The organism is Cellulosimicrobium sp. KWT-B (genome assembly GCF_002127155.1).
Classification (GTDB): Bacteria; Actinomycetota; Actinomycetes; order Actinomycetales; family Cellulomonadaceae; genus Cellulosimicrobium; species Cellulosimicrobium funkei.
Genome location: NZ_NEDO01000004.1, coordinates 430943 through 442510 on the forward strand (window position 1 = coordinate 430943; position 11568 = coordinate 442510).

Below are 11568 nucleotides of genomic sequence, written 5' to 3' on the forward strand. Positions count from 1 at the left end.
GGACGCGCTCCAGGTGATCCGCATAATGCCGCGCGGTCGTTGCCTGTGGCCGGGCGTGCGGCGCGGGACGCACGACGGGCCCGGGTCCGCACCGTGGTGCGTCCCCGGGCCCGTCGCCCCCTGCTCGCGCCGCGCGCTACCCGCAGGTCAGCGCGCCGTACGGCGCGGTCGTCGTCCCCCGCCCGACGCCGTCCGCCCCCACGACCTCGACCGTCGCCTCCCCCGCCGCGACCGTCGTGGCCCGCGTCGCGAACGACTGGTACGCGCTGCGCCCGGGCGCGACGTCGGCCACGGTGCGCTCGCCGAACGGCGTCGCGAGCCGGACCGCCACCGCGTCGTCGCCCGCGGGGCGCGCCGTCACGGCCACGTACGCGCGGCCTGCGAGGCACCGCGTGACGGCCTCCACCTCGACGGCGGGCTCGTCGTCCTCGCACGCCGCCGCCTCCTGGGCGGTCGGCGTCCAGCGGAACCAGTCGAACGACGCGACGATCTCCGGCGGCGTCGCCGAGCCGCGCATCGCGAACGGACCGACGCCGGTCGCCCGGAGCGCCGCCACGTCCACCGTGCGGCCCCAGGGCGCGAACTCGACGCCGTCGACCGACACCGACGCCTGCACGGCGGTCCCGTCGCTCGTCAGGCGCAGCCAGAAGGTGTCGCCGAGGCCCGCCGGCGGGACGACCGAGTCGAAGCCGGTGTTGCGGTCCGTGCCGTTCTGGCGCCAGATGAACTCGACCCGCGGGCCGAGCGACCCGTGCACCAGGTCGAGCTTCGCGTAGTTCGCGTCGTCGCGGTACAGCAGGAGACCGCCCTGCTGGAACCGCTCCGTCGGGGACACGGAGACGGCCGTCGTGACCTCCCACGGCCCGGCGGGCACGGCCTGGAGCGGCAGCGCGGCGCCTGAGACGCCGGTCGGGTACGCCGGGACGCGCAGCGCGCCGTCCACGAGCTCGTGCCGGGCCGTCCCCGGCCGGACCACCGTCCAGCGCGCCGGGTCGAGCGTCGTGCCGTCGAACTCGTCGGACGCCGCGCCGCTGCACCGCTCGCGCAGCGGGTCGGGGTCCTGGCCCGGCTCGGGGGGCCGCACGGCGTCGGGGTCGCGCTGCGCCCACGCGATCGTCGCGCCCAGGCGGTCGCCGGACTCGTAGAAGAGGTACGTCTCGTCGCCGTCGGTGACGATCTCCGGGGCTGCGACCCGGCCCGTGTCGTCGCCCACGCCGCTCGCGCGGTGCAGCTCCCACCGCGGGCCGACCTGCGTCATCGTCGGGTCGAGCGTGCGGGCGAACGTGATGCCCGTGGAGCCGTGGTAGATCACGTAGAGCTGACCCTCCCACTCCCACAGGTTGCCGCCGGACACGTTGGTGCCGGTCGCGGCGTCGGGCACGACGAGCGGGTCCGGCCGCACGACCCAGGTCTTGCCGTCGACCGACTCGGCCAGCTTGATCCGCCGGATGTCGTCGGTCCGGTTCTGCATGTACGTCATGGCGAACCGGTAGCCGGACGACGGGTCCGGGTGCTCGACGACGCGCGCGTACGACGTCTCCGTGGTGCCCGCGCCGCTGTCGGCGTTCGTCACGGCGACCCCGGAGTCGTCGAACGCGAGCCCGTCGGGCGACGTCGCCCAGCGCGTCGTGGAGTTCTCGCCGTGGAAGTACAGGAGCACCTGGTCCGTCGCGTCGTCCCACAGGACGTCGGGCGACGAGACGTGCGAGACGCGCTCGTAGAACGGCAGCCACTCGTCCGCGACGATCGGGTTGTGCGCGTACTCCGTCCACGGGCCCTCGAGCGAGTCGGCGTACATGACCGAGATGCCGCCCGGGGAGTCGTGCGGGGCGTAGTAGAGGTACCACTCCCCCAGCGGGTCGTCGAGGTACGCACCCGCGTGGAAGACGCTCGGGAAGATGAACTCGTCCGTCGGGTTGTAGAGCATCGACTCCTTGTCGGTGACCACGCCGCGGTACTCGAACACGGGCAGGTCGGACGCGGACGGGCCGTCGGTCGTCGGTCCGGTGGTTACTCCGGTCGAGGTGGCGGCCGTGGCCGCGGGCGGCGGTCCTGCGGCGAGGGCCGTCGCGGGGACGACCGCCCCGGCGGCGAGGACCGCCGTCAGGGTGGCGACCGCCGTCGCCACGGCGCGCGGTCTGCGGCGTGGTGCTGCTGCTCGGGTTCTCACAGGGGACCTCCGTCGGTTCCTCGTCGGCGGCGTCGTCGCCGCCGGGTGCCACGTGGAGACGTGGGCTGGTGGCAGTGTCGCCGGACGGGCACGGCGCAGGTCAAAGGGATGATGCGCATTATTAGCGTGCTCACGGTGCGCGGGGCCGCGACGCTAGAGTCGTCCCGACCGCACCTGAATGTCGGACATCAGACGTATTGACCGGAGGATCGCCCCGTGCCGCTCTTCGACCTGCCCCTCGCCGAGCTCGAGACCTACGCCCCCGTGCTCGACGAGCCCGCCGACCTCGACGCCTTCTGGGCGCGGACCCTCGCGGAGTCGCGCGAGGCGGGCGGGGACCCGGCCGGGACGGTGCGGCTGGAGCGCGTGGAGACCGGCCTCGACCTGGTCGTGGTCGACGACGTGACGTTCCCCGGGTTCGGCGGCCAGCCCGTCAAGGCGTGGCTCGTGCGGCCCGCCGAGGCCGCCCGTGCCGCCGCGACCGGCGACGGCGCCCCGCTGCCCGCGGTCGTCGAGTTCCTCGGGTACGGCGGCGGTCGCGGGCTGCCCCACGAGCACCTCGCGTGGGCGAACGCCGGGTATGCGCACCTCGTCGTCGACACGCGCGGGCAGGGCAGCCAGTGGGGCAGCGGCGGCGGCACGCCCGACCCGGCCGGGTCGGGGCCCGCCGTCCCGGGCGTCCTCACGCGCGGCATCGAGGACCCGCACGACCACTACTACCGCCGCGTCTTCACCGACGGCGTGCGCGCGGTCGACGCCGTGCGCTCGGTGCCCGGCGTCAACCCGGAGCGCGTCGCCGTGCACGGCGTGAGCCAGGGCGGCGGCATCGCCATCGCCGTCGCGGGCCTCGCCGACGGGCTCGTCGCGGCCCTCCCCGACGTCCCGTTCCTGTGCCACTACCGCCGCGCCGTCGAGATCACGGACCGCGACCCGTACCGCGAGCTGACGCGCTACCTCGCCGTCCACCGCGACGCGGAGGAGACCGTGTTCCGCACGCTGTCCTACCTCGACGGGGCGGTGCTCGGCCGCCGCGCCACCGCGCCGGCGCTGTTCTCCGTCGCGCTCATGGACCAGGTCTGCCCGCCGTCCACCGTCTACGCGGCGTACAACGGCTGGGGCGCGGCCGCCGGGGCGGCGCCCGGTGCCGAGCGCGCGATCGACGTCTACCGCTACAACGAGCACGAGGGCGGCCAGGGCTACCGCTTCGCCCGTCAGCTCGCCTGGCTGCGCGACCGCTAGACCGCCTGGCTGCTCGACCGCTAGACCGCCGGGCCACGCGACCGCGAGGTCGCGCCGCCCGGCGCGGCGCGCAACCGGCGCAGCGCGACCGCCTGGGAGCCCGCGAACAGCCCGACGTCCGCCGCGACCGCGAGGACCGCGAGCAGCACGAGGACGCCCGCCGTCGTCGCCGAGAACGCGGCGACGGCAGCGGCGGCCACGACGTTCGCGACCATGACCGTGCGCAGGGCGGCGCGCAGCGGCAGCCGCGCGGTCATCCAGACGACGGCACCCGCCCACACCACGACCGCCACCCCGAGCCCTGCGAGGACCGGGACCGGCACCCGCAGCGCGGGTGCCCACGACGGCGCGAGGGCGGCGACCACGACGCCGAGCACGAGGCAGTACGCGGCGTCGAGCCGCAGGCTGAGCAGTCCGAGCCGTTCCCCCACCATGTCGGCGAGCCTACGCGCACGCCCCTCGGGGGCGCCCGCTGCGGGCCGGGTGGTCAGTGCGCGACGACGCGCGCGCCCGCCGCGGGGGCCGTGGTGCACCACACGGTGTCGCACGCGTCGTTCGCGGTCCACGAGGCCGCGATCGCGAGCGCGTGCTGGCGGCTGCGGGCCAGCGCGGCGACGGTCGGGCCGGAGCCGGAGACGATCGCACCCAGCGCGCCGGCCTCCGTCGCGACGTCGATCGTCCGCTGGAGCTCGGGCCGCAGCGTGAGCGCCGGGCCCTGCAGGTCGTTGCGCAGCACCTGCCCGAGCCCGACGGCGTCACCCGCGCGCAGGGCCTGCATGAGCGCGGTGTCCTCGGCGAGGTCCAGCTCGGCGGGCCCGCCCACGGTCTCGTCGAAGGTGCGGTAGACCTGCGCGGTCGACAGGCCCTCGGCCTGGACGGCGAACACCCAGTGGAACTCCCCGCGCGTCATCGCGGGGGTGAGCACGTCGCCGCGCCCCGTCCCGACGGCGGTGTGCCCGACGAGCCCGAACGCGACGTCGGCCCCGAGCCCCGCGGCGAGGGCGACGAGCTCGGCGCGCGGCACGCCCGCGTCCCACAGCGCGTCGCACGCGACGAGCGCGGCGGCGGCGTCGGCCGACCCGCCGGCCATGCCGCCCGCGACGGGGACCTCCTTGTGGATCTCCAGCCGCACGTCCGGGTCGAGCCCCACGTGCTCCGCGAGCGCGACGGCGGCGCGCCACGCGAGGTTCGTCTCGTCGGTCGGCACGGCGTCCGCCTGGAGGCCCGAGACGCTGAGCGAGACCCCGGAGCCGGGCGGCACCTGGTGCGCGACGACGTCCTCGCTGAGCCCGACGGCCTGGAAGATCGTCACGAGCGGGTGGTAGCCGTCGTCCTGCACCGCCCCGACGCGCAGCGAGAGGTTGACCTTGCCGGGCGCGCGCACGCGGACGGACGGGGGCGGCGCGAGGGAGATGCTCGGCGGGCGCGGGGGTGTCACGCGTCCACTGTGCCAGGTCGACCGGTGGGTCGCTCCGCGGCGGGGGCGGCGCCGCGCGCCGGACGGTCGGCGAGGCCGACGCGGCGGACGAGCTGCTCGGCGACGCGCGCGAAGGCCGCGACGTCGAGCACCTCGCCGCGCGCCTGCGGGTCGACGTCGGCGGCCTCCAGCACCTCGGCCGCGACGCTCGCGGAGCCCGCCAGGCCGGACAGCGCCGAGCGCAGCATCTTGCGGCGCTGCGCGAACGCGGCGTCCACGACGGCGAAGACCTGCTCGCGGGTCGCGGCGGTGGCGGGCGGCTCGCGGCGGTCGAGCGCGACGAGGGCCGAGTCGACGTTGGGGACGGGCCAGAACACGGAGCGCCCGATCGTGCCCGCGCGCCGCGCGTCGGCGTACCAGGCGGCCTTGACCGACGGCACGCCGTACGTGCGCGACCCGGGGGGCGCGGCGAGCCGGTCCGCGACCTCCGCCTGCACCATGACGAGCACGCGCTCGAGCGAGTCGAAGCGCTCGAGGAACGTGAGCAGCACGGGCACCGCGACGTTGTACGGGAGGTTCGCGACGAGCGCGGTGGGCGGCTCGCCGGGCAGCGACGTGACCTCGAGCGCGTCGGCGCCCACGACCTCGAGCCGGTCGCCGACGTCGGGCACGTGCGTCGCGACCGTGTCCGGGAGCTGCCGCGCGAGGACGGGGTCGATCTCGACCGCGACGACGCTCGCGCCGGCCTCGAGCAGCCCGAGAGTCAGCGAGCCGAGCCCGGGCCCGACCTCGACGACGCGCTCGCCCGGGCGGACGTCCGCCGCGCGCACGATCTTGCGGACGGTGCCGCCGTCGTGCACGAAGTTCTGGCCGAGGGTCTTGGTGGGGCGGACGCCGAGACGCCCCGCCAGGTCACGGATCTCGGCCGGACCCAGCAGGGCGCCTCGGGTATCGCTCATGGGACGCAAGCCTACCGACCCGGCACCGACGGGCCCTCGCCGGGGACGACGAAGGGCGGGACGCCGTGCGCCCCGCCCTTCGTCGTCGTCCACCGGTCCGCCCTCAGGCGGCCGGGTGCGTGCCGTGCAGGCTCAGAGGAGCCCGAGCTTGCGCGCGCACGCGGGCCACTGGCCCCAGCCCGAACGGGCCTGGAGCGCCTGGGCACGCTGCGTCTGCTCGGCCGCCGAGGCCTCCGACGGGAGGCCGGAGCCGCCCATCGCCCGCCACGTGGAGAGCGAGAACTGGTAGAGGCCGTAGTAGCCGTTACCGGTGTTCGTCGCGGGGTTGCCCCCGGACTCGCACTGCGCGAGCGCGGACCAGACCCCTGCCGGGGCCGACCCGAGGTCGGCGGCCGGGGCGGGCGCCGGGGCGGACGAACCGCCCGACGAGGAGCCGCCCGACGACGAGGACGACGAGCGCTGCGGCGCCGCCGGCTTGGGCTCCGGCTTGGGGCGCTCCTTGGTGCCCTGCACGAGGATCTTGTTCACCGGCGGCGTCGTGACGCCCTCGGAGACGAGCTCGCGGGACTCCTCCACGCCGTCGACCGTCGTGACGCGGTGCACGGTCGTGTGGACGCCCTCGGCGCCCTCCTGCTTGACGACCGGGTCGAGGTCCTTGAAGCGGTCGGCGTCCTCCTCGGTGACCGTCTCGAACGGGACGGCCGCCTCGGTGGGCACCTCCTCGACCTTGACGCGCTGCACGACGAGCGAGACGGGCGCGGCGTCCGCCGCGGCCTCGGTGTCCTCGGACGTCGCGACGGCGGCCGGCTCCTCGGTGGCGGCCGCGGCGGCCTGGGCCGCCTCGACCTGCTCGGTCTTCTCGACGTGGACGCGGTCGAGCTCGCCGAGCTGGACGCCCTGCTGGTCGAGGATCGCGTCGATGCCGATGCTGCCGTCGGGGGCGACCTTGGTCTCGCCGTCGACGACGACGTTCACGGGGCCGTCCGCGTCGAGGCGGATCGGGAGGGAGGCGCGCTCGCCGGAGCGCGACGCCACGAGGCGCACGTCGCTGCCGCGCGAGGCGAGGGTCGTGAGCGCCTCGTCCGCGTCGAGCGACGTGAGCCACACGGAGGACTGGGAGCCGTCGACCTGCACGGGCACCTCGCGCCCGTAGCGCACGACGACGTCGCCACCGCCGCGCAGGGCGGAGTCGACGTCCGGGACGACGAGGTCGCGGTCGCCCACGGCGACGTCCTGCTCGGCGAGCAGGCCCTCGACCGAGCCGGCGAAGGTCGTGACGGTGGTGATCTGGCCGTCGACGTCGAGCTCGACGGTCTTGCGCGCCTGGCCGTAGGCGACGGCACCGGTCGCGAGGAGCACGACGGTGGTCGCGCCGGCGACGAGCGGCCAGCGGCGGCGACGGTGCGCGGTGGTGGTCGCGGGGCTCTGGGGGCTCTCCGCGAGGGTCTCGGTGGTGTCGGGGGTGATGTCGGCGCCCTCGGGGGCGCCGGCCGCGTCAGCGGTCCGGTGGAAGGGGTTCTTCACTCGGGTCCAGTCGTCGTGCGTCCCGGGCACGGAGGCTCGACGGCGCGTGGCACCACCCGTGGCCCACGGCGGGCTGACGTCCTCCGCGGCGGGCGCACACGTGCGACCACGGGTCTCGAGCGGCCGATCCGGCTGCCGGCGCCACCCTCGGCACCCCTTCCCCAGGGCCCGTCGACGGCGCACCGCTCGCGTCGGTCCGGGCGCGTCCCGCCGGTCCGGGTGGACCGTCGGAGCACGCCGTTCACGCGCGAGCGACGATCGACCGTAACCGATCTGTTATCGAAGTCCAACCCCTGGGGGGATACGCTGGCGAGTTCTGTCCGGATTTAGGCGTGAATGTCGTGCACTCTCCACGAGTCCCGCACGCCGCCTCACGCGCCCTTCCCCTCCCCGTGCTCGTGCGCGCGCACGCGCCCGGCGCGCACGCCGCGCGCCCCGATCCGCGCCAGGACCGTCGCGAGCTCGGGCGGGTCCAGCACGGTGACGTCCACGTCCAGGCTGAGCAGGAACCCCGCGACCTGGGCGAGCGACGTACCCCCGGTCTCGAGCACGCACGCGTCGGGGCCGTCGTCGGCGAGCGCGCCCGCGACCGGGGAGAGCCGCTCCGCCACGACGCCCGCCGGGGCGTGCAGCCGCACCCGCACGGGCCGCGCCCACGCGGCGGAGCCGACGCCCCGAACGACGTGCGCGACGGCGTCGCCGCCCGGCACGGGGCGCGGGACGAACCGCGGGCCACCGGGCGTGCGCAGCGTCAGCCGGTCCACGCGGAAGGTGCGCCAGTCGTCCCGGTCGAGGTCGAACGCGAGCAGGTACCAGCGGCGCCCCACGTGGACGAGGCGGTGGGGCTCGACGGCGCGGGACGTCGTCGTGCCGTCGTGCGCGCGGTAGTCGAGGCGCAGCCCCGTGCGCGCGGCGATCGCCGCCGCGACGTCGGCCAGCACCTGCGCCCCGACGGCGGGCCCGCCACCGGGTGCGCTCGCGACGGCGGCACGCAGGGCGTCCGCCCGGACGCGCAGGCGGGCGGGCAGGACCGTGTCGAGCTTGACGAGCGCGCGCGCCGCGACCTCCTCGACCCCGGCGATCGACCCGGTGGCCGCGGCGCGCAGCGCGACCGCCACGACGGTCGCCTCCTCGTCGTCCAGCAGCAACGGCGGCAGCGCCGCCCCCGAGGCCAGCCGGTACCCGCCCGCGGCTCCCGGGGACGACCGCACCTCGTAGCCGAGCAGGCGCAGGCGCTCGACGTCGTTGCGCACCGTGCGGGTCGTCACGCCCAGGCGGTCCGCGAGCTCGGGCCCGGACCAGGACGCGCGCGCAGGCAGGAGCGCCAGGAGGCGCAGGAGCCGGACCGAGGTGTCGAGCACGTCCCCATCGTGCCGCACGCTGCGGAACCGCACGTTCCGCAGCGGGGCCTACGGTCGACGTGTCGGCCCTGCCGGGGGCGACGGGACGACGGGACCGGGCACCGCCCGACGACGGAGGAGACGACGATGCTGCGTGGGATGGCGACGCTGAACCTGTGGGCCGACGACCTCGAGGCCGCAGCCGCGTGGTACGCGGAGGTGCTCGGGACCGAGCCCTACTACCTGGTGCCGGGCGGGTACGTGGAGTTCCGCGTCGGCGACCGGCAGGACGAGCTGGGCATCATCGCCCGGTCGTGGTCGCCGCGCCCCCAGCCGGGGACCCCGGGCGGCGCGATCGTGAACTGGCACGTCGACGACGTGCGGGCCGCGTTCGCCCGACTCCTCGCGCTGGGCGCGACGGAGTACGAGGGCGTCGTCGAGCGCGGGCAGGGCGAGGGCTTCGTCACCGCCTCGGTCGTGGACCCGTTCGGCAACGTCCTCGGGATCATGCAGAACCCGCACTACCTCGAGATGCTCGGGCGGTAGCGGGGCGACTGCGGGGAGCGGTCAGTACCAGCCCTTGGCGACGGAGTGGGACCACGCCGAGCACGGCGTGCCGTAGCGGCCCTCGATGTACCCGAGGCCCCACGTGATCTGCGTCGCCGGGTTGGTGCGCCAGTCGGAGCCCGCGCTCGCCATCTTGGAGCCGGGGAGCGCCTGCGGGATCCCGTACGCGCTCGAGCTCGGGTTGTCCGCGTCGACGCGCCAGTTGCTCTCCTTGGTCCAGAGCTTGTCGAGGCACACGAACTGGTCGTCGCCCCAGCCGCGCTGCGCGGCGAGGGAGCGGCCCACGGCGCGCGCCGAGCCCGGGTCCACCGAGACCGAGACGTCCATCGTCCCGACCTTGATGACCTCGTTCCGCGGCTCCGTCGTGACCGTGCGCGTGAGGACCGTGCGCGACACCTCGGCCCCGCCGAGCGTCTGCACCGAGTAGGTCGTGACCGCCTCGCCGACGCGACCGGACTGCACGACGACGCGGTGGCCCTGCGGGAGCGTCGGGTCCTCGCGCTCCTCCGTCTCGAACGGCAGGACCTCGGTGACCGTGTCCGCCGTGGCCGCCGCGCGGCTCACGAGCACGAGCATCCCGTCCACCGCCGCGGCGTCGAGCGGCGCGGACGTGCCGTCGCCCTCGGCCAGCACGATGCCCGCGGTCGCGAGGACCCCGCGCACCGTGGGCTCGGCCGTCGTGATGGGCATGACGGCGCCGTCCACCGCGACGTGGACCGTCTTGAGCGTGGAGACCCGGATCGGCTCGCGCCCGAGGGCCTGCGTGCGCGACACCTCGGTCACGGCGCCCTCGGCGCGCGGACCGAGGTAGGTGAGCAGCTCGCCCACGGTGCGGGCCGTCGTCGGGATCGTCTGCACCTGGCCGTCGATCTCGACGGTGACGTCGTGGCTCGTGCGCACGACGATCGTGCCGCCGTCGCGCGCCGGGTCGGCGAGCGCGGGCTCGACGAGGTCCTGCTCGCCGACCGCGACGCCCTGGTAGTCGAGCACCGCGGCGACCGTGCGCCCGTACGCGGAGACCTGGTGCAGCTCGCCGTCCACGTCGAGCGTGACGTCCTTGTGGAGCGTGGCGAACGCGCCGGTGACCCCGACGAGGCTCGCGACGACGAGGCCCTGGGCCGCGAGGCGCTGCACGCGCCGCCGGCCGGTTCCGTCAGGTGCGAGCACGCGGGCGGTCCCTTCTGCGGGAGGACGCCCGCCGGCGAGCGCCGGGGGCGAGGTGCGGGACGTCGTCGGCGCGGGGCGCACGACGCACGGACCCGACCGTAGCCGAAACGTGACCTGGGGCGAAACCTCGCAGCCCTCGCGCACCGGACGCGGTCGTCCCGCCCGGGTGCGTGGTCGTCACCAGGGGCCGTACACCGCGACGGAGGTCGCGGCCAGGCGCTCGCACACGTCCGCGAGCGGTCGGTCCACGACCTCGGCGACGGTACGGACCGTCGTCGGCAGGACGTACGGCGCGTTGGGACGCCCCCGGTACGGGTGCGGCGTGAGGTACGGGGCGTCGGTCTCGACGAGGACCTGCCCGAGCGGGACGGCGCGCAGCGCGGCCCGCAGCTCGTCGTTCGCGCGGAACGTCACCGGGCCCGCGAAGGACAGGTACCAGCCCTGCTCGGCGCAGAACCGGGCCATCCCGGCGTCGCCCGAGTAGCAGTGGAAGACCGTCCGCTCGGGGGCGCCGTCGCGCGCGAGGACGTCGAGCACCTGCGCGTGGGCGTCGCGGTCGTGGATCTGGAGCGCGAGGCCGAGCTCCTTCGCGAGCGCGACGTGCGCGCGGAACGCCTCGCGCTGGACGGCCTCGCCCCGGGCACCGGTCCGGAACAGGTCCATCCCGGTCTCGCCGATCGCGCGCACGCGGTCGTTCGCGCGCGCGATCGCCGCGATCTCCGCGACCGCGTCGTCGAGCGGCACGTCGTGGTGCGGCCGCGGGTCGGGCTCGAGCCCGTCCGGCCCGACCTCCCGCACCCCGCCGTGCAGCACGGCCTCGTTCGGATGGACGGCCACGGCCCCGAGCAGCCGCCCGACCCCCGGCGCCCCCGCGCCGCCGACCAGGTGGTCCTGGCTCGTCCCCGCCTCCGCACGCGCCGGATCCGCCTGCTCGCGACCCCAGACCGCCTGGTCGCCGCGCAGGAGGGCGTCCGTCCAGCGGGCCGCCGGGAGGTCGCAGCCCACCTGCACGACCCGGTCCACCCCGACGGCCGCCGCCCGGGCCAGGTGGTCCGCGACGGTCGGGGCAGGGGTGCCCTCGGGGAGGACGTGCGCGATCGAGTCGAGGTGCGTGTGGTTGTCCACCACCGGGACCGGCAGCGGCTCCGGGTCCGGCGGCCAGCCGCGCTCGCGCTGCTTGGCCAC

Annotated in this window: 10 protein-coding genes; 2 read left to right on the top strand and 8 right to left on the bottom strand. The window is 76.1% G+C overall.

Annotated features, from left to right (window positions below; genetic code table 11):
* Positions 1-136: 136 nt before the first annotated feature.
* A complete protein-coding gene (locus tag B9L22_RS14660; protein WP_086150917.1) occupies positions 137-2128 on the bottom strand; it encodes a DUF1349 domain-containing protein in 1992 nt (663 codons plus the stop codon).
* A gap of 258 nt (positions 2129-2386) precedes the next feature.
* Here B9L22_RS14660 and B9L22_RS14665 point away from each other — a divergent pair, with 258 nt between their 5' ends.
* On the top strand, positions 2387-3409 hold the full coding sequence (locus B9L22_RS14665) for an acetylxylan esterase (RefSeq protein ID WP_086150918.1): 1023 nt from the start codon (positions 2387-2389) through the stop codon (positions 3407-3409).
* Positions 3410-3429: 20 nt separating this feature from the next.
* Here the strand turns inward: B9L22_RS14665 and B9L22_RS14670 are convergent, their stop codons facing one another.
* From B9L22_RS14670 to B9L22_RS14690, 5 genes are all read right to left on the bottom strand, one after another.
* The gene (locus B9L22_RS14670; protein WP_061268078.1) at positions 3430-3843 is read right to left on the bottom strand and encodes a hypothetical protein; all 414 of its coding nucleotides are present in this window, start codon (positions 3841-3843) and stop codon (positions 3430-3432) included.
* Positions 3844-3896: 53 nt separating this feature from the next.
* Positions 3897-4847, bottom strand: a complete 951-nt coding sequence (locus B9L22_RS14675; RefSeq protein WP_086150920.1) for a 4-(cytidine 5'-diphospho)-2-C-methyl-D-erythritol kinase — start codon at positions 4845-4847, stop codon at positions 3897-3899.
* Positions 4844-5785: a 16S rRNA (adenine(1518)-N(6)/adenine(1519)-N(6))-dimethyltransferase RsmA gene (gene rsmA, locus B9L22_RS14680; RefSeq protein ID WP_061268077.1), complete on the bottom strand. Its 942-nt coding sequence runs from the start codon at positions 5783-5785 to the stop codon at positions 4844-4846. Before rsmA ends, B9L22_RS14675 begins: the two co-directional genes overlap by 4 nt.
* A gap of 132 nt (positions 5786-5917) precedes the next feature.
* A complete protein-coding gene (locus B9L22_RS20705; RefSeq protein ID WP_304441593.1) occupies positions 5918-7339 on the bottom strand; it encodes a resuscitation-promoting factor in 1422 nt (473 codons plus the stop codon).
* Between the two features lie 341 nt (positions 7340-7680).
* Entirely contained in the window at positions 7681-8670 is a 990-nt protein-coding gene (locus B9L22_RS14690; RefSeq protein WP_086150921.1) for a YafY family protein, read from the bottom strand.
* Between the two features lie 138 nt (positions 8671-8808).
* Here B9L22_RS14690 and B9L22_RS14695 point away from each other — a divergent pair, with 138 nt between their 5' ends.
* Positions 8809-9195 carry a VOC family protein gene (locus B9L22_RS14695; protein WP_233140157.1) on the top strand — a complete coding sequence of 129 codons (387 nt, stop codon included), beginning with the start codon at positions 8809-8811 and terminating at the stop codon, positions 9193-9195.
* Positions 9196-9216: 21 nt separating this feature from the next.
* Here the strand turns inward: B9L22_RS14695 and B9L22_RS14700 are convergent, their stop codons facing one another.
* The gene (locus B9L22_RS14700; protein WP_031316670.1) at positions 9217-10383 is read right to left on the bottom strand and encodes a ubiquitin-like domain-containing protein; all 1167 of its coding nucleotides are present in this window, start codon (positions 10381-10383) and stop codon (positions 9217-9219) included.
* Between the two features lie 177 nt (positions 10384-10560).
* Positions 10561-11568, bottom strand: a complete 1008-nt coding sequence (locus B9L22_RS14705; RefSeq protein ID WP_086150923.1) for a TatD family hydrolase — start codon at positions 11566-11568, stop codon at positions 10561-10563.

Bases quoted from the DNA above. Each gene is read 5' to 3' on its own strand.
- B9L22_RS14670 (WP_061268078.1), bottom strand. From the start codon at position 3,843: ATGGTGGGGGAACGGCTCGGACTGCTCAGCCTGCGGCTCGACGCCGCG.
- rsmA (WP_061268077.1), bottom strand. From the start codon at position 5,785: ATGAGCGATACCCGAGGCGCCCTGCTGGGTCCGGCCGAGATCCGTGAC.
- B9L22_RS14695 (WP_233140157.1), top strand. From the start codon at position 8,809: ATGGCGACGCTGAACCTGTGGGCCGACGACCTCGAGGCCGCAGCCGCG.